Annotated in this window: 20 protein-coding genes; 13 read left to right on the top strand and 7 right to left on the bottom strand. The window is 74.5% G+C overall.

All coding sequences use genetic code 11. The features are described 5' to 3' along the window. The first annotated feature begins 14 nt into the window (after positions 1-14). Together GA0070609_RS26495 and GA0070609_RS26490 are read left to right on the top strand one after the other, a co-directional pair. Positions 15-749 carry a DUF3618 domain-containing protein gene (locus GA0070609_RS26495; protein WP_088997982.1) on the top strand — a complete coding sequence of 245 codons (735 nt, stop codon included), beginning with the start codon at positions 15-17 and terminating at the stop codon, positions 747-749. Next, entirely contained in the window at positions 718-1,617 is a 900-nt protein-coding gene (locus GA0070609_RS26490; protein ID WP_088996305.1) for a hypothetical protein, read from the top strand. The genes GA0070609_RS26495 and GA0070609_RS26490 overlap by 32 nt, the downstream gene beginning before the upstream one ends. Before the next feature lie 64 nt (positions 1,618-1,681). Here the strand turns inward: GA0070609_RS26490 and GA0070609_RS26485 are convergent, their stop codons facing one another. The 3 genes from GA0070609_RS26485 to GA0070609_RS26475 all read right to left on the bottom strand — a co-directional run bounded on the left by GA0070609_RS26485 (position 1,682) and on the right by GA0070609_RS26475 (position 4,267). Further along, a complete protein-coding gene (locus tag GA0070609_RS26485; protein ID WP_088996304.1) occupies positions 1,682-2,497 on the bottom strand; it encodes a MetQ/NlpA family ABC transporter substrate-binding protein in 816 nt (271 codons plus the stop codon). A 133-nt stretch (positions 2,498-2,630) separates the two neighbouring features. After that, on the bottom strand, positions 2,631-3,287 hold the full coding sequence (locus tag GA0070609_RS26480; RefSeq protein WP_088996303.1) for a methionine ABC transporter permease: 657 nt from the start codon (positions 3,285-3,287) through the stop codon (positions 2,631-2,633). Next, a complete protein-coding gene (locus GA0070609_RS26475; protein WP_088996302.1) occupies positions 3,284-4,267 on the bottom strand; it encodes a methionine ABC transporter ATP-binding protein in 984 nt (327 codons plus the stop codon). Before GA0070609_RS26475 ends, GA0070609_RS26480 begins: the two co-directional genes overlap by 4 nt. 207 nt (positions 4,268-4,474) lie before the next feature. Here GA0070609_RS26475 and GA0070609_RS26470 point away from each other — a divergent pair, with 207 nt between their 5' ends. The 11 genes from GA0070609_RS26470 (at position 4,475) to GA0070609_RS26420 (ending at position 10,866) form a co-directional block, all read left to right on the top strand. Further along, positions 4,475-4,984 (top strand): GNAT family N-acetyltransferase, encoded by a 510-nt coding sequence (locus GA0070609_RS26470; protein ID WP_088996301.1) that lies wholly within the window; start codon positions 4,475-4,477, stop codon positions 4,982-4,984. 276 nt (positions 4,985-5,260) lie between these two features. Beyond that, a complete protein-coding gene (locus tag GA0070609_RS26465; RefSeq protein WP_157748302.1) occupies positions 5,261-5,695 on the top strand; it encodes a hypothetical protein in 435 nt (144 codons plus the stop codon). Positions 5,696-5,697: 2 nt separating this feature from the next. Continuing rightward, positions 5,698-6,987 carry an SRPBCC family protein gene (locus tag GA0070609_RS34960; protein WP_088996299.1) on the top strand — a complete coding sequence of 430 codons (1,290 nt, stop codon included), beginning with the start codon at positions 5,698-5,700 and terminating at the stop codon, positions 6,985-6,987. Further along, positions 6,984-7,406, top strand: a complete 423-nt coding sequence (gvpJ, locus tag GA0070609_RS35360; protein WP_088996298.1) for a gas vesicle protein GvpJ — start codon at positions 6,984-6,986, stop codon at positions 7,404-7,406. Before GA0070609_RS34960 ends, gvpJ (GA0070609_RS35360) begins: the two co-directional genes overlap by 4 nt. 1 nt (position 7,407) lies before the next feature. Then, a complete protein-coding gene (locus tag GA0070609_RS26450; protein ID WP_088996297.1) occupies positions 7,408-8,163 on the top strand; it encodes a GvpL/GvpF family gas vesicle protein in 756 nt (251 codons plus the stop codon). 3 nt (positions 8,164-8,166) lie between these two features. Continuing rightward, positions 8,167-8,646: a gas vesicle protein GvpG gene (locus GA0070609_RS26445; protein ID WP_088996296.1), complete on the top strand. Its 480-nt coding sequence runs from the start codon at positions 8,167-8,169 to the stop codon at positions 8,644-8,646. After that, a complete protein-coding gene (gvpO, locus tag GA0070609_RS26440; RefSeq protein WP_197700190.1) occupies positions 8,606-8,977 on the top strand; it encodes a gas vesicle protein GvpO in 372 nt (123 codons plus the stop codon). Before GA0070609_RS26445 ends, gvpO begins: the two co-directional genes overlap by 41 nt. Before the next feature lies 1 nt (position 8,978). Further along, on the top strand, positions 8,979-9,347 hold the full coding sequence (gvpJ, locus tag GA0070609_RS35355; RefSeq protein WP_088996295.1) for a gas vesicle protein GvpJ: 369 nt from the start codon (positions 8,979-8,981) through the stop codon (positions 9,345-9,347). Further along, the gene (locus tag GA0070609_RS26430) at positions 9,331-10,170 is read left to right on the top strand and encodes a GvpL/GvpF family gas vesicle protein (RefSeq protein WP_088996294.1); all 840 of its coding nucleotides are present in this window, start codon (positions 9,331-9,333) and stop codon (positions 10,168-10,170) included. Before gvpJ (GA0070609_RS35355) ends, GA0070609_RS26430 begins: the two co-directional genes overlap by 17 nt. A gap of 40 nt (positions 10,171-10,210) precedes the next feature. Continuing rightward, positions 10,211-10,456, top strand: coding sequence for a gas vesicle protein (locus GA0070609_RS26425; protein ID WP_088996293.1), 246 nt, complete (start codon positions 10,211-10,213; stop codon positions 10,454-10,456). Then, complete coding sequence (locus GA0070609_RS26420) at positions 10,453-10,866, top strand: gas vesicle protein K (RefSeq protein ID WP_088996292.1); 414 nt, start codon at positions 10,453-10,455, stop codon at positions 10,864-10,866. The genes GA0070609_RS26425 and GA0070609_RS26420 overlap by 4 nt, the downstream gene beginning before the upstream one ends. Before the next feature lie 223 nt (positions 10,867-11,089). On the opposite strand, the gene GA0070609_RS26415 is transcribed toward GA0070609_RS26420, so the two are convergent. The 4 genes from GA0070609_RS26415 to GA0070609_RS26400 all read right to left on the bottom strand — a co-directional run bounded on the left by GA0070609_RS26415 (position 11,090) and on the right by GA0070609_RS26400 (position 17,009). Beyond that, positions 11,090-12,013: an RNA polymerase sigma-70 factor gene (locus tag GA0070609_RS26415; protein ID WP_088996291.1), complete on the bottom strand. Its 924-nt coding sequence runs from the start codon at positions 12,011-12,013 to the stop codon at positions 11,090-11,092. A 5-nt stretch (positions 12,014-12,018) separates the two neighbouring features. Further along, positions 12,019-12,963 carry an NAD-dependent epimerase/dehydratase family protein gene (locus tag GA0070609_RS26410; RefSeq protein WP_088996290.1) on the bottom strand — a complete coding sequence of 315 codons (945 nt, stop codon included), beginning with the start codon at positions 12,961-12,963 and terminating at the stop codon, positions 12,019-12,021. Between the two features lie 165 nt (positions 12,964-13,128). Next, positions 13,129-14,520 (bottom strand): N-acetylmuramoyl-L-alanine amidase, encoded by a 1,392-nt coding sequence (locus GA0070609_RS34630; RefSeq protein WP_231928422.1) that lies wholly within the window; start codon positions 14,518-14,520, stop codon positions 13,129-13,131. Positions 14,521-14,660: 140 nt separating this feature from the next. After that, complete coding sequence (locus GA0070609_RS26400) at positions 14,661-17,009, bottom strand: AAA family ATPase (protein WP_088996289.1); 2,349 nt, start codon at positions 17,007-17,009, stop codon at positions 14,661-14,663. Between the last annotated feature and the right edge of the window lie 21 nt (positions 17,010-17,030).

The following is a 17,030-nucleotide window of genomic DNA, read 5'->3' as shown; positions in this document are numbered from 1 at the left end:
GGAGGGAGCAGACGATGTCCGATCCGGACCGGATCCGGTGGGAGATCGAGAACACCCGGAACGAGTTGAGCAGTGACATCGACGCGTTGGCCGACCGGGTCAACCCGCGACGAATGGCCGGTGAGCGTTTCGGGCAGGCCCGCGGCGCGCTGACCAGGGTGAAGGAGAAGGTGATGGGTGCACAGTCGGACGGGCACGGCGCCAGTCAGCGGATGTCCCAGGCCACGGGCGCGGCCCGGCAGTTCGGGCAGCAGTCGCGTGAGCAGATGTCGCACGCGGCGGGTTCGGCCCGGCAGTTCGGGCAGCAGTCGCGTGAGCAGATGTCGCACGCGACGGATTCGGCCCGTCATCTCGGGCAGCAGTACCGCGAGCAGGCGCAGGGCAATCCACTGGCCGCCGGCCTGATCGCTTTCGGCGCCGGGCTGCTGGTGTCGTCCCTGATCCCGCCGAGCCGCCCCGAGCGGCAGTGGGCCGGGCAGGCCCGTGGCAAGGTCAGCGACCACTCGGACATGCTGCGGCAGCAGGCCAGCCAGCTGGGTCACCAGGTCCGCGACGGCATGCGCGACAACATGCGCGAGCCGGTGCGGCACGCCGCGTCGTCGGTGGGCTCGACCGCTATGCACGGCGCGTCGTCGGTGGGCTCGACCGCGATGCACGGCGCGTCCTCGGTGGCGCACGAGGGCCGGTCGGCCGCCCACCAGGTGCGGGAGCAGGCGCATGAGACAGCCGACGAGCTCCGCCGCCGCTGAGGCCACCCGGGTCGTCGGGGCGGCGCGGACGATGCGGGTAAGCTCCGCGTCCGCGCCGCCCCCCGGCCGTGCGCTCAACGAGGACCTCGTCTTCCGGTTCGGGCCGCTGGTCGGGGTGCTGGACGGCGCGACCGTGCCGGAGGGCTTCGACACCGGCTGCGTGCACGGGCCGTCCTGGTACGTCCAGCACCTGGCCGCCCGGCTCGGGCTGGCCGAGGCGGCCCGGCCGACCGCCACCCTGATGAGCAACCTCGCGGCGGCGATCCTGGCCGTCCGGTCCGACCACGGCGACCGGTGCGACCTGGACCATCCGGGCACCCCGTCCAGCACCGTCTGCCTGCTGCGCGACGGTGGCCACCATGTCGACTACCTGGTGCTCTGTGACAGCCCGCTGGTGCTCGACGCGGGTGGGCAGGTGAGCGTGGTCTCCGACGAGCGGCTGGACGTCGCGATGGGCGAGTTGCGCGAGACCGTGGCCGCGATGCCGGCCGGCCCGGCCGACCGGACCACCCGGTTCCGGCAGGCCGTCGCGGTGCAGCGGGAGCGGATGAACCGTACCCACGGCTACTGGGTGGCCGCCGCCGACCCGGACGCCGCGTTCCACGCGGTGGCCGGCACGCTGCCGTTACGCGGCCAGGGCGCGGTACGCCGGGCGGTGCTGCTCAGCGACGGCGCCTCGGCGGTGGTGGAGCAGTTCGGGCTGCTCGACTGGGCGGGGCTGCTGGACGTGGTGACCGCCGAGGGTCCGGGCGGGCTGGTCGACCGGGTGCGGGCGGCCGAGCGCGACCACCCGGACCGGTCGCGCCGGCACAAGCCGGCCGACGACGCCTCGGTGGTGCTCTGCGAGTTCGACACCGGGGCTTCCTGACCGCCGCCGGACACGACGCGAGCCCGGCCCCGCCGGACGGGACCGGGCTCGACGAACGTCCGGCTCAGTACGCGGCCAGCACCGAGCCCTGGTACTTCTCCGCGATGAACGCCTTCACCTCGGCGGAGTGCAGCAGCTGCTCCAGCTTGACCACGCGCGGGTCGTCCTCGTCGCCGTCGCGGACCACCACCAGGTTCGCGTTCGGGTTGTTCTCGGCCTTCTCCAGCGCCAGCGCGTCGGTGGCCGGCTTCAGGCCGCTCTCGATCGCGTAGTTGCCGTTGATCACCGAGGCGTCGGTGTCGTCCAGGCTGCGCGGCAGCTGGGCCGCCTCCAGCTCCTTGAACTCCAGCCGCTTCGGGTTGTCGGCGATGTCCCGCTGGGTGGCGGCAACGCCGGCGCCGTCCTTCAGCGTGATCACGCCGTGCTGGGCGAGCAGGTTGAGCGCCCGGCCGGAGTTGGTCGGGTCGTTGGGGATCGCCACCACCGCCCCGGTCGGCAGGTTGGCGAGGCTGTCCACCTTCTTCGAGTAGAGGCCCAGCGGCTCGATGTGCACCGGCTTCAGCGCGGTGAACGCGTAGCCCTTGGACTTCTTCTCGGTCTCCAGGTAGGGCACCGTCTGGAAGTAGTTGGCGTCGAGCTGCTTCTCCTGGAGCGCGCGGTTCGGCTGGACGTAGTCGGTGAACTCGACGATCTCCAGCTTCAGCCCGGCCTGCTCGGCGAGGTTGTCCTTGATGTAGGTGAGGATCTCCCCGTGCGGTACGGGGCTGACGCCGACCTTCAGCGCTGCGTTCGGGTCGCTCGCGTCGCCGCCGTCGGCCCCGCACGCGGCGAGGCCCAGGGCGAGCGCGGCCGCGGCGAGGGTTGCGGTGATGCGTCGCACGGTTTTGCCTTTCTTCGGATCTGACCGGCTCGCCCGTCGAGGGCGGGGCCGGGTGGTCGGGTCGGCCGCGCTGGTGGGCGCGGGCCGGTTCCGGCCGGCCGGGTGGGCCTGCGCCGGGTTCACTCGTCCGGGGTCACCGGTGGGAGAGTCTTCGGGTGATCACGTCGCCGACCACCTGGACCAGCTGGACGAAGGCGACCAGCAGCACCACGGTGGCGATCATGACGTCGTTCTCGAACCGCTGGTAGCCGTAGCGCAGGGCCAGGTCGCCCAGGCCCCCGCCGCCGATCACCCCGGCCATCGCCGAGTAGCCGATCAGCGCCACCACGGTGAGCGTGAAGCCGGCGACCAGGCCGGGCCGGGCCTCGCGGAGCAGCACCTTGCCGACGATCTGCCGGCGGTTCGCGCCCATCGCCCGGGCCGCCGCGATGACGTCCCGGTCGACCTCCCGGAGCGCGGTCTCCACGATCCGGGCGTAGAACGGGATCGCGCTGACCGTGAGCGGGACGATGGCGGCGGTGGTGCCGATGGTGGTGCCGACCACCGCCCGGGTGACCGGAATGATCGCCACCAGCAGGATGATGAAGGGCAGCGAGCGGCCGACGTTGACGACCAGCCCGAGCAGCGCGTTCACCGGCCGCGCGGGCAGCAGGCCGTCGCGTCCGGTGAGCACCAGCAGGACGCCGACCAGCAGCCCGCCCAGCGCCGAGAGCAGCGCCGCCACGGCGACCATGTACGCGGTCTCGCGCAGCCCCTGGGTCAGCAGCGGCACGAGGTCGTCGGCGATCACGCGGCCACCTCCACGGCGAGCCCGGCGGCGCGCAGGTGGGCCACCGCCGGGGCGGTCCGCTCGGCGTCGCCGGGCAGGGCCAGCCGCAGCCGGCCGGCGCGCCCGCCGGCGAGCTGCTCGACGGTGCCGCCGAGGATCCGGGCGTCGAGGTCGAAGCGGCGGGTCAGCTCGGCGACGAAGGCGGCGTCCGCGTCCGGGCCGGCCACCGTGACGTCGACGACCGTGCTGCCGGGCAGCGCCGGGGGCGTCCCGAGCGGGAAGACCTCGGCCGCGAGTTCCGAGCCGGGCCGGGCGATCAGTTCGGTGACCCGACCGGACTCGGTGAACCGGCCGTCGCGCATCACCGCCGCCGAGTCGCAGAGCCGCTTGACCACGTCCATCTCGTGGGTGATCAGCAGGATGGTCAGCCCGAGCCGCTGGTTGAGGTCGCGGAGCAGGCCGAGGATCGAGCGGGTGGTCTCCGGGTCGAGCGCCGAGGTGGCCTCGTCGCAGAGCAGCACCTTCGGCCGTCCGGCCAGCGCCCGGGCGATGCCGACCCGCTGCTTCTGCCCGCCGGAGAGCTGGGCCGGGTAGGCGTCGGCCCGGTCGGTGAGCCCGACCAGGTCGAGCAGTTCGGCGACCCGCCGCGCCCGTTCCCGGCGGGGCACACCCATCACCTCCAGGGCGAAGGCGACGTTGCCCGCCGCGGTGCGGGAGCTGAGCAGGGCGAAGTGCTGGTGGACCATGCCGATCCGCTGCCGGGCGGCGCGCAGTCGGTCCCCGCCGAGCGCGGTCAGCTCCACCCCGTCCACCGTGACGGTGCCCTCGTCCGGGCGCTCCAGCAGGTTGACGCAGCGCAGCAGGGTGCTCTTGCCGGCACCGCTGCGCCCCACCACGCCGAACACCTCGCCGGGGCGTACCGAGAGGCTGACGCCGTCGACGGCCACCACCGACCGCCCCCGAGCGCGGTACGTGCGGCGCAGCCCGTCGAGCTCGATCACAGCTGATCCCGTCCTCGTCGCCTCGCGGCGGGAGCGGTCGCTCCCGGATTGTCTACCGGCTCAGTAGGTTAATCCGCAGATCCGCGTTTGACAGCGGAGCGTGAGGCGGAACACGATCCGGCCCGACCGGCCGATACCCTCCGACGTACCGGCAGTCGGTGCCGAACGGGGTGGACTTGGGCCGGTGGGGGCGGCAGACTGCGGCACGTGGCGGGAACGGTCCGGCTGGAGCCGGTGGACGAGCGAAACCTTGAGCCGTTGCTCTCCGTAGCGGCGGCCGAGGCGGAGCCCGGCGACGTCATGCCGCCGGTGGAGGCGCCGGCGGGGTGGTCGCACGCCCGCCGGGAGGCGTTCCGGGGGTTCCACCGGGCCAGTTTCGGCGGGCTGGCCGGCCCCACCCGTACCCAGATGTACGCGATCCTGGTCGGCGGCGAGGTGGTCGGCATGATCCGGATGGCCCGCCGGGACGAGCCGGGCGCGGTCGAGACCGGGATGTGGCTGGGCCGGTCCGCGCGCGGCCAGGGGGTGGGCGCGGCGGCGCTGCGTGAACTGCTGAACGAGGCGGCGGCGGCCGGTATGCGACTCGTCGTGGCGGAGACCACCCGGGACAATTCCGGGGCGATCGCGGTGCTTGAGAAATGCGGCGCTAAATTGCGCGAGGACGGCGATCGGGTGCACGCCGAGATATGCCTCGATTCGACGCCGCCGACTTTCTGATTCCGCTTTAGTCACTTACTGCCGCCTTGGCGTTGGCGCTGCTCGTCCGGGCATCTCTGTCCGTAATGCCGGTTTGGTGAAACGGGCTGTCCGAGCCTCCGCCGCTGGCCGGGTTCACTGGTCGTGAATGTTTTGCGGATTGGCCACCGGGTACTGCCCGCCGGGTCCGCTAAATGGGACACCTGATTTTTGCGGCCCGGCTCGCGCTGTTTCCCCGGTAGCTCATTCGGCCGCTGCCGATCAGGTGTCTCCGCGCCGGGGAGCGAAGGAGAGTTGATGAACAGCGGAGCACGAATCGGGTTGGCGGTCGGCTTCGGCTACCTGCTGGGTCGCCGACGCAAGCTGCGTACCGCGCTGACCCTGGCCGCCGCGGTAGCGATCGGCCGGGCCAGCCGGGACCCGGGCGGGCTGCTGGGTCGGGCCACCGACCTGTTGCAGTCGTCCCCCCACTTGAGCAACCTCAGCCACCTCGGCAAGCCGCTCGCCTCGGCGGGCAAGGCGGCCGCGACCGCCGCCGCCGGCAGTGGCATCGACGCGATCAGCGGGAAGCTGCGCGGCTCGGCCGACGCGCTGCGCCGCCGGGCCGCCGGCCAGACCGACGACGGCGACCAGACCGACGACGGCGACCGGTTGGACGACGCCGACCGGCCCGAGGACGACGAGGACCGGCCGCAGCGGGAGACCGCCGGGTCCGGTCGACGGGGGCGGTGAGCATGGCGGAGACGAATCCGGGCGCCCTCGCCGGGAAGGTCCGCGGCCAGCTCGTTGACGACGTCAAGGACCTGGCCAGCGCCATCGGCGAGCGCGCGGTCGCCGCGGTCACCGAGCGGATCACCGGCGCGACCGGCCGGCTCAGCGAGTACGCGAAGCAGGGTGGCGGGCCGGGCCTGATCGCCGCCGCCACCGGTGCGCAGAAGCTGGCCGAGGGCAGCTCACCGGTGAAGGCGATGTTCCATGCCGGGCTGGCCGGCGGTAAGGAGAAGGTGATGTCGGCCGTCGGCCGGGGTGGCAAGGGTGGCCGGAAGCAGAAGGTCACCAACATCGTGGAGACCATCGAGGTCGGTGTGCCGGTCCGGGTCGCCTACAACCAGTGGACGCAGTTCGGCGACTTCCCGAGCTTCATCAAGAAGGTCGAGAACGTCGACACCGACTCGGACGAGAAGCTCACCTGGAAGGCGCAGGTCTTCTGGTCGCACCGGACGTGGGAGTCCACCATCGTCCGGCAGATCCCGGACAAGTTGATCCACTGGCGCTCCAAGGGCGAGAAGGGCTCGGTGGACGGCACCGTCAGCTTCCACGAGCTGACGCCCGACCTGACCCGCATCCTGGTCGTGCTGGAGTACCACCCGCAGGGCCTCTTCGAGCACACCGGCAACCTGTGGCGGGCTCAGGGCCGCCGGGTCCGGCTGGAACTCAAGCACTTCGTCCGGCACGTGATGACGCGGACCGTCCTCGACCCGGACGCGGTGCAGGGCTGGCGCGGCGAGATCCAGGACTCCCAGGTGGTCAAGGACCACGACACCGCCCTCCGAGAGGAGCAGGAGCGGCGCGAGGAGCAGGAACGGCGCGAGGAGCAGGGGCGGCGCGAGGAGCGCGCCGAGCCCGAGGAGCGGGAGCGGCCCGAGCGGGAGCCGCGCGGGCGGCGTGGCCGCCCGGAGCCGGAGCCGGAAGAGGCCGAGGAGGAGCCGGAAGAGGCCGAGGAGGAGCCGCGCGAGGAGCGACCCGCCGCCCGTGGGCGCCGCCGCCCGCCCGCGCGCCGTCGTCCCCCGGCCGAGGAGGAGTACGACGAGTACGAGGACGAGTACGACGACGAGTACGAGTCCTACCGGGAGGGCGAGCCGGACGAGGCGCCCGAGGAACAGCCCAAGCCGCGCCGCCGCGCGCCGGCCCGCCGGGAGGAGCCGCGGGAGGAGACGCCCCGCCGTCGTCCGGCCGCACGCCGGGCCCCGGAGGCGCCGCGCCGGCCGGTGGTGCGCCGTCGTCGGGAGGAGCGGGACGAGTGACCGTAGCGACAACAGGTGGAGATCAGACCGGCGGTGCGCTGGAGCGCGGTGGCACCAGCCTGGCCGACGTGGTGGAGACCGTGCTGGACAAGGGCGTGGTGATCGACGCCCAGGTGTCGGTCGCCGTGGTCGGCATCCAGCTGCTGGAGATCAACGCCCGGATCGTCATCGCCAGCGTCGAGACGTACCTGCGCTTCGCCGAGGCGGTCGACCGGTTCGACATCACCCCGAAGAACCAGAAGGGCCTGCCCGACCTGGTCGAGGGCGCCTCCGGCGCGGTCGGCAAGGGCAAGGCCATGTCCGGCCTCGGCAAGGCGGCCAAGGAGATCAGCGGCGCGGTCGCCGACTCGCTGGGCGATCGGGACACCGACCGGGACCGGGAGCGCCCCCGCCGGCGGCGCCGGGACGAGGAGCGCTGAGATGGCCGAGGAGATCGGATTGTTCATCTACGGCATCGTGCCCGGCGACGTGGAGCCGACCGCGGACGCGGTCGGCGTGGGCGAACCGCCGGGGGAGGTGGACGCGATCCGGCACGGCGAGCTGGCCGCGCTGGTCAGCGAGGTGCCGCTGGAGGGTCCGCTGGGCCGCCCGGCGGACCTGACCGCGTACCAGGAGCTGCTGGACGGCACGGCGGCGGTGGCGCCGGTGCTGCCGGTGCGGTTCGGCACGGTGGTGACCGGGGCGGACGCGGTGGCCGACCTGCTGGAGGCGCACCAGGACAGGTTCGCCGCGGCCCTCGACGAGTTCGAGGGCCGGATCCAGTACATCGTGCACGGCCGCTACGAGGAGCCGGCGCTGATCGGCGAGGTGCTGGCCGACAACCCGGCCGCCGCTGAGCTGGCCGACCAGGTGCGCGGGCAGCCGGCCGAGGCCACCCGGCCGCAGCGCATCCGGCTCGGCGAGATGATCAGCCAGGCGGTGGAGCTGCGCCGGGAGGCGGAGAACCGGCAGCTCCTCGACGAGTTGGGCCAGCTCGCGGTGGCCACCGCGCCCCGGCCACCGAGCAACGAGCTGGACGCGGGCGCCGCCGCGTTCCTGGTCGACCGGGACCGCGAGGACGAGTTCGTGGACGCGGTTGAGGCGTACGCCGAGCAGCGCCGGGAGCTGATCCGGACCCGGCTGCTGGGCCCGCTGGCGCCGTACGACTTCGTCAGCGCACACCAGCTGGTGGAGTGACCGGTGGACATCCTCTGGACGCTGCTGACCCTGCCGTACGCGCCGGTGCGCGGGCTGACCGCGGTGGTCAAGGTGATCGCCCGGGAGGCGGAGGCGCAGCAGTACAGCCCGACCAGCATCCGGCGCGAGCTGGAGGAGCTGGACGCGGCGGCCGCCGCCGGCGACATCACGCCGGAGGAGCGGGACCGCGGGCAGCAGCAGGTGCTGGACCGGCTGACCGGCACCGTTGGACGGCAGTCGGCTCCGGGCGGCGAGGCGGACACCCGCAGCGCGGCCCGGGGCCGCCCCGCCGTCCGGCGCGGCGCCGCCGGCCAGGACCCGGGGCAGGGCGGCGGCCGGCAGCCGGTCCGGCGGGGGAACGGGCGGGCCCGCCCGGTGGTGGAACGGGTGCGGCGCGCCGGGCCGGGCGCGCCGCGCGACGGCGGCGAGGGAGGTGAGCGCGGTGGCGGAGCGGATCCGCGGCGACGACGGCCGGGCCCGTAGCAACGAGCCGGCCGAGCAGCCGTACGACGACGAGTACGACGACGAGTACGAGGACGAGGAGGAGGAGTACGAACCGATCTCGGCGGCCGAGGCGGCCCGGGAGGGGCTGCGGCAGATCGTGGCGCTGACCGGTCGGGACGCGGTGGGCACCACCTCGCTGAAGTCCGTCCGGGACGGTTGGCTGGTCGGGGTGGAGGTGATCGAGGACCACCGGATCCCCGCCTCCACCGACCTGCTCGGCCTCTACGAGGTGGAACTCGACCTGGAAGGCGGCCTGCTCGGCTACCGGCGGGTGCGGCGCTACCAGCGCGGAAAGGGCGAGGTGGGCTGAGATGAGCATGCAACCCCCGTCGGTGGTGCAGAACTCCGGGCAGGTGCTGCCCGCCGGCCACGAGCCGGCCAACCTCGGCGACATCCTGGAACGGGTGCTGGACCGGGGCATCGTGATCGCCGGCGACATCCGGGTCAGCCTGCTCGACATCGAGCTGCTCACCCTCAAGCTGCGACTGGTGATCGCCTCGGTCGACACCGCCCGGCAGATCGGCATCGACTGGTGGGAGCACGATCCCTGGCTCAGCTCGCGAGCCCGCCCGCCGGTGGAGCCGGGCCCCCGGGATCCGGAACAGGTCGAGGCGGAACGCCGGCCGCGGGTGGCCCGGCGGGCCGCCCGGAGGGAGGAGTTCGATGAGTTCGACGCCTGACCTGGCCGCCGACGCCGACCGACCCGAGGTCGGCACCGGCGTCTGGCTGCACGGCGTGGTCCGCGACGTCGATCCGGCGGTGCTCGCCGCCATCCCGGGGATGGCCGGCGCGCCGGTCCGGGCGGTGCGCGCCGCCGGCCTGTCGGCCGTGGTCAGCACCGCCCCGCTGACCGAGTACGGCGAGCAGGCGCTGCGCCGCAACCTGGAGGACCTGGCCTGGCTGGAACGGGCCGCCCGGGCGCATCACGCGGTGGTCGACGCGCTGGCCCGCCGGGGGCCGGTGGTGCCGGCCCGGCTGGCCACCGTGCACCACGACGACGCCCGGGTGGCCGGCCAGCTGGCCGCGCGGCGGACCGAGCTGACCGGCCTGCTGGACCGGCTCACCGACCGGGGCGAGTGGGGCGTCAAGGGCTACCAGGTGCCGGGCGCCCTGCCCCGGGCGGCCGAGGAAACCGGCACGGGCGGGGCCGGCGCGGCGTACCTGCGGCGGCGGCGGGCCCAGCTGACCGCTCGCGAGCAGGGGCAGCGGATCGCGGCCGAGGTCGCCGCGGCGGTGCACGACACGCTGGCCGGGTACGCGGTCGCCGCGCGGCGGCACGCCCCGCAGGACCGCCGGCTCTCCGGCGCGCCCACCCCGATGGTGCTCAACGGCGCGTACCTGGTGGAGAGCGCCCGGCTGGCCGGCTTCACCGCCCTGGTCGCCGCGCTCGGCGAGCGGCATCCGGAGCTGCGGCTGGAGCTGACCGGCCCGTGGCCGCCGTACTCGTTCGCGGAGGAGCGCCCGGCCGGCCCGGCGCTGACCGTCCGGGAGCCGGCGTGCTGACCGGACCCCGCGCCCGATCGGACGGCGCCCGGGGGCCGGCATGGTGACCACCGCGCTCGCGCCGAACAGCGCCGACGACCCGCTGGCCTACCGGCCGGTGGCCCTGGTCGACCTGCTCGACCGGGTGCTCGCCACCGGCGTGGTGATCAGCGGCGACATCACCATCGCGATCGCCGACGTGGACCTGGTCCGGGTCTCGCTGCGGGCGCTGGTCGCCTCGGTCGGCGCGCTCGCCCCGCCGGAGCTGACGGGCGACGAGGGGCCGCCGCCGGCGGCGGGATCATGACCGGCGGACCGGACGCGGGCCGTCGCGACCCGGCCCGCCCGGCCCGGTCGGCCCGGCCCGGCCTGGACGAGGCGGCCGAGCTGGCCGCGGCGCTCGGCGAGCCGCAGCCGTGGCAGCAGCCCCGGGTCACCCCGCTGGACCGTCGGCTCGCCGTCGACCGGGACTCCGTCGAGCGGGGACTGGCCAGCCTCGTGCTCACCGTGATCGAGCTGCTCCGGCAGCTGGTGGAACGCCAGGCGCTGCGCCGGGTCGACCTCGGCGACCTCTCCGAGGAGCAGGTCGAGCGGATCGGCGTGACCCTGATGGCGCTGGAGGAGCAGATGGCCGGGCTGCGCGAGTACTTCGGGCTGGCCCCGGAGGACCTCAACCTCGACCTCGGCCCGCTCGGCCCGCTGCTGCCCACCGACTGACCGCGCGCCGGTGGCCGGCGGGCCAGGGGCGGGGCCACCGCCGTCGTTCCCGCCCGATCTGGAGGGCTGCCGGACGCCCTTTGGAGCTGAGTCACTGACGACATCAGGCCGGGCTGGCGTCGGCGATGGGCCGCTGAATCGTTTGTGACATCAGCTCCAAAGGGCCGGTGAAGACGTGCGGCCGGTGCTGACCTCCGCACCCGCCTCGCGGCGTGGCGAGCGCTCAGCCGGCGTCGCCGGGCCGGCGGCTCGCCCGCAGCAGCGCGCCGACGTCGCCGACCCGGTCGACGTTCCGCAACTTGTCCGGATTGACGATCGAGTGGATGGTCTGGATCTGGCCGTCGGCGATGCTGAGGCCCATGACCCCCACCAGCCGGTCCTGCGCGTCGAAGGCCATGATGCCGGGGTTGCCGTTGACCTCGCCGAGCTGGATCCGGTAGCCCCGACGCGCCAGGGTGGACATCCCGGCCGACAGGGTCCGGGCCACGCGCTCCCGGCCGTACGCCGGCCGTGCCATCGCCGGCACCTTGCCGCCGCCGTCGACGTGCAGCGCCACGTCCTGCGCCAGCAGCGCCTCCAGCGCCCGCAGGTCGCCCTGCCCGGCGGCGGCGAAGAAGCGCTGCGCCAGCTCCTCCCGCTGCCGTCGGGAGGCGTGGTAGCGCGGTCGGCGTTCCCGGACGTGGTGGCGGGCCCGCGCGACCAGGTGCCGGGTGCTGTCCACGTCGGTACCGATGATCTCGGCGACCTCCGGGTAGGGGTACTCGAACACCTCCCGGAGCAGGAACGCGGCCCGCTGCTGCGGCGACAGGCTCTCCAGCAGCACCAGGAACGCCAGCGACAGCGAGTCGGCGGTCTCCGCGTGCTCGGCCGGGGACGGGTCGGTGACCAGCGGCTCCGGCAGCCATTCGCCCACGTACCGCTCCCGCCGGACCCGCGCCGAGCGGAGCTGGTCGATGGCCAGCCGGGTGGCCAGCGTGGCGATGTACGCGCGCGGCGAGGTGATCGGCTCGTCGCGTTGCAGGGTCTGGTGCATCCGCAGGAACGCCTCCTGCACCACGTCCTCGGCTTCGCTGACGCTGCCGAGCATCTGGTAGGCGATGGCGAACGCCCGGGGCCGGAGCTCGCCGTACAGGTCCGAGGCGGACATCCCGACTACTTCAATCCCTCGACGAAACCCGTACGCCAGGTCGGGTAGCGCGGCGTCCAGCCCAGCTCGCGCTTGATCTTCTCGCTGGAGATCCCCGGGGTCCGGGTCATCAGGTCCACCGGGCCCTCGCCGGCCACCAGGCGCACCAGCCAGGCGGGCACCCGGCGCGGCGGCTTGGCGCCGACCGCGCGGGCCAGTACCGGCAGCCACTCGCGCACCGGCGCCGGGTCGTCGTCGGCGACGTGGTAGATCCCGCGCCTGCCGCGTTCGATGGCCGCGACCGTGGCCGACGCGGCGTCGGTGATGTGGACCAGCGACCACACCCCACCACCGCCGCCGACGATCGGGAACTTCCGCCGGCGGACCTGCTCGGTCATGACGGCGTCCGGCGCGGCGCTGAGGCCGGTCCCTGGGCCATAGAAGCCACCGTAGCGAAGGGCGATGCCGTCGGCCCAGCTGATGCCGGTGACCGCCGCCTCCAGGTGGCGCAGCGCGGCCACCGCCTCGGCGGCGTCCGCCGGCGGGTTCGGCTCGATCCGGCCGTTCTCGTCGGCGACCGGCGCGCCAGCGCGTTCCATCCACATGGCGTTGCTCTGCGCCACGAACCGGCGGACGCCGACGGCGCGCGCGGCGGCCAGCAGATGGTCGGTGCCCTCGGTGCGCAACCGGTTGGTGGCGGCCGCCATCCGCTTCGCGTGCCGGAAGTCCGGCGGTCCGCCCAGCGCGGTGAGCTGGTGCACGATCACCTCGGGTTCGGCCTTGGCCACGACGTCGGCCACCGAGTCGGGGTCGAGCGCGTCGACGACCACCGGTTCGGCCCCGAGCGCCCGCAGCGCGCCGGTCTTGGCGGCCGAGCGGGTCGTGCCGACCACCTCGTGGCCGCGCGCCACGAGCTGGGAAACGAGGTGGCTGCCGATCGCGCCCGACGCGCCGGCGATGAAGATCTTCATGGCGTCTCCGTTCGTTCGGTGCTGCTCACCAACTCAAGACGGGACGACACCGCCGCCCATGAACGGCAGTTACCCAGCTCACAGGTCCGGGGCGGCAGACGCGAGCGCCCGCCCTCGGCGGGGACGGGCGCTCACCGCCGGTCAACGCGCGGACGGGACGGCGGGTCAGCAGCGGGGCACGCCGGGGATGAAACCGTCGTGGCCGGTCAGCACGTAGGCGTCGGAGATGTAGCGGTTGGTGCCGATCCGGTTCCAGACGTTGCTGGTGCCGTAGGTGCCGGTGACCGTGGTGCCGGTGGCCTGGCAGTAGATGCTGACGCCGGCCCCGTCGGCCACCGAGCCGACGACGGCGTAGCCGGTGCCGGGACCGGAGCGGACGTTGAGGCTCGACCCGCTGGTCCCCACCGTGCCGGAGCCGATGCCGGTGATCCCGTTGACCAGCTGCAGGTAGTAGGTCCAGTTCCAGTTCGGGCCGGGATCGGTGTGGGTGGCGCCGGGCACCTCGCGGTGGCCGATGATGTGCGTCCGGTCCCGAGGGATGCCGTACCTGCTGGTGAGGTTGCGGGTGAGCGCCGCCGAGGCGCGGTACATCGCGTCCGTGAACCAGCTGGGGTTGTCCACGTACCCCTCGTGCTCGATGCCGATGGACTGGGTGTTGTACGTCCAGTTGCCGGCGTGCCACGCGATGTCCTTCTCCCGGACGGACTGGGTGACCGCCCCGTCCGAGGAGCGGAACGTGTAGTGCGCGCTGACCTTGGCGGCCGGGTTCTGGAACCAGCTGATCGAACCGGCGTAGGAGCCCTGGGTCACGTGGATGACGACGTACCTGACCGGGTGGCTGGTGGGCCGGCTGGCCACTGTGTAGTTGCTGGTGCTGGCCGGCGCCCAGGCGGCCGGCCCGTAGTCGGTGCTGAGGGTGCCGATTCCGCCGGTCGGCGACACCTGGCCGAGGGCTCCCCGGTGCGGCGCGACCGGGCGGCCGGCGACCGTCACCGCCGCCTCGGCGCCGGCGGTGAAGCCGGTACGCAGCAGGTCGTAGACGGCGTCGGCGTAGAGCCGGGCGACGGCCGGGTCGCTCGCGCCGCCGTACCGGGCGATCGGCTCGTACCAGCGGTCGACGTCCGCGCGCTCGGCCCGGCCGAGGCCGGCCTGGTCGGCGTAGGAGCGCAGCACCGCCGCCGCGCCGGTGACGTTCGCGGCCGGGTCGGTGCGCAACGCCGGCAGGTCGAGCCCGGTCAGCCGGGCCGCCTCCTCCAGGGTGTGCACCCGAGGGTTGCTCACCAGGTGCATGACGCCGTACCCGCCGGACGCGCTGGCCTCGCCGGCGTGCCCGTCCAGCCGGGTCTCCGCCTGGCCGAGGGCCACCAGCAGGTCGCGGGGGACGTCGTAACGGGCGGCCGCGCCGTCGAAGGCGGCGGCCAGGGCGCCGGGCGTCGACGCCGTCCGGGCCGCGGCCGGTGCGGCGGCCGTGCCGACCGCGCCGGCCAGGCCGAGGGTGGCGACCAGCACGGCGCCGAGCAGGCGCCGAGGTCGTGGTACGCGAGATCGAACGCTCACTGCCACTCCTTTGATCGACTCATGGAGATGTCTCTATGGATGAGGAGTGACGATAGGCAGCGTTTCAAAAGTTGTCTACAGCCTGTGCTGTCTCTGCGAAGTTTTCCTTCGGCGTCGGGCCGGCCGGTTCCGCCGGGCGGTCAGCCGGCCCGCTGCTCGGCGTACGCGGCGAGCCAGGCGACCTGGGCCGGGTCCAGCGACGGGCGGACCCGGGCGCGGGCAGCCGCGACGTGCGCGGCGGTGACCGTGGAGGCGGTCAGCGACTCCCGCATCGCGGCCAGCGCCGCCTCCCGCACCAGCGCCGCGCAGTCCGCCGCCGAGAAACCGTCCAGCTCCTCGCCCAGCCCGGCCAGGTCCACCTCCGCAGCCAGCGGCACGTTCCGGGCGGCGGCCCGCAGGATCTCGGCCCGGGCCGGCCCGTCCGGTGGTGGCACGTAGACCAGCCGTTCCAGCCGCCCGGGTCGCAGCAGCGCCGGGTCGACCAGGTCCGGCCGGTTGGTCGCGCCGACGACCACCACGTTGCGCAGCGCCTCCACCCCGTCCAGCTCGGTGAGCAGGGCGGCCACCACCCGATCGGTGGTGCCCCCGTCGGTGGCCTGGCCGCGTACCGGGGCCAGCGCGTCCACCTCGTCCAGGAAGACCAGCGTGGGCGCCGCCTCCCGGGCCCGGCGGAACAGCTCACGGACCGCCCGCTCGCTCTCGCCGACCCACTTGGAGAGCAGCTCCGCGCCCTTGACCGAGAGCACGTTCGCCCGTCCCGACCCGGCCAACGCGGTGACCAGGTAGGTCTTGCCGCAGCCGGGCGGGCCGTAGAGCAGCACGCCGCGCGGCGGTTGCACGCCCAGCCGGGCGAAGGTGTCCGGGTAGGTCAGCGGCCAGAGCACGGACTCGGTGAGCCGCTCCTTCACCTCGACCAGGTCGCCCACGTCGTCCAGGGTCACCGTGGCCAGCTCCAGCGTGGACGCCGCCATCGTGGTCGGCCGGACCACCTCCAGCGCGGCGGTGAAGTCGGCCATCGCCACCGTCGGCGTCTCGGCCGACTTCTGCCGCAGCGCCGCCCGGATCCCGGCCTCGCGGACCAGCGCGGCCAGGTCGGCGGCGACGAACCCGGGGGTACGCCCGGCGACCTCGTCCAGCCGGACGTCGTCGGCCAGCGGCACCTGCCGGGTGAGCACGGTCAACTGCTCGCGGCGCAGCGCCGGATCCGGCAGCGGAACGGTGATCCGCAGCGAGAGCAGGTCCGGCGCGCGCAGCGCCGGGTCGACCGCCTCGGGGCGGCCGGTGGTGCAGACCACCGCCGCCCCGGCCCGGACGGTCTCGGCGAGCACCTGGCGGAACACGGTGGCCACCGGGCCCGGTTCGTCGGCCGGGGCGAGCGCCTCCACGTCGGTGACCAGCAGCACCGCCGGTCCGGCCGCGCGTACCTCGGCGGCGGCGGCGCGCAGCCGTTCGGCGGCGGCCTGGTTGGTCAGCGCGGCCACCTCCGGGGCCCAGAGCGGGCAGACCCGGGCGCCGACCCGGGCGGCCACCGCGCGCACCAGCGCCGACTTGCCCGAGCCGGCCGGCCCGCTGAGCAGCACCCCGAGCGAGACCGTGGTGCCCAGCCGGCCGAGCACCTCCCGGTGGTGGAAGCCGAGGTCGAGCAGTTCGGTCAGCTCCTCGGCCTGCGCCCGCAACCCGGGCAGCTCGTCCACCGACGGGGCGCTCTCCGCTTCCGCCGCGGCGTCGCCGGTGCCGGCACGGGCCGCCGGCTCGGCCGGTGACCAGGCGCCACCGGTGGCCGGGCCGGGCCGGGTCGCCGCTCGGGTCCCGCCCCCGCGTGGACCCGCGGCGGCCGGAGCGCCGGTGCCGGTTGGCGGGCCGCCGGGCGCGCCGGTGGCCGGGCCCACCGCCGACGTGCCGGCGGAGCCGTGGGTGACCGGGCCGTGCTCCCAGCCGACCAGGGTGTCCATGGTGACCAGCGCACCCTCCGGCTCGGCGGCGACCACCCCGAGCAGGGTGCTGGTCCAGGCGTAGCCGACCCGGTTGGACAGGCTGCGCCGGGCCGCCTCGACCAGGCCGCGGGTCGCGGCGTCCGGCAGCACGTCCTGCGGCAGCAGCGACACGTCGTCGCCGGTGGTCACCACCTTGCCGAGCAGGGCGAGCCGGAGCATCTCCGGGGAGACCACGGCGGCGATCTCGGCCGGCCCGGCGAGCAGCACCCGGCGGGCCGGGATGACCGGGGCGGGGCTGACCGTGACCTGGCCGCCGTCCCGGACGCCGAGGTTGCCCAGGGTCAGGTCGTCGGCGTAGAGCAGGGCGGTGCTCGCGGTCGGCTCGGCCGCCGCCACGATGCCGGCGGTCACCCGCCGGCCGGCCAGCCGCACCGGGTCGCCCGGGCGCAGCCCGAGCGCGGTGAGCACCTCCGGGTGCAGCCGGACGACGCCCCGCCGGGCGTCCAACGCCGCCGGCCGCAGGCTCGCGGTCAGGGTCAGGTCGGGTCGATCCACCGCCCGACCCTAGCCGCCGGC

It is taken from the genome of Micromonospora echinaurantiaca (assembly GCF_900090235.1).
Lineage (GTDB): Bacteria > Actinomycetota > Actinomycetes > Mycobacteriales > Micromonosporaceae > Micromonospora > Micromonospora echinaurantiaca.
Note: the sequence above shows the minus strand (reverse complement) of the source record. Positions and strands in the feature narration are given on the sequence as shown.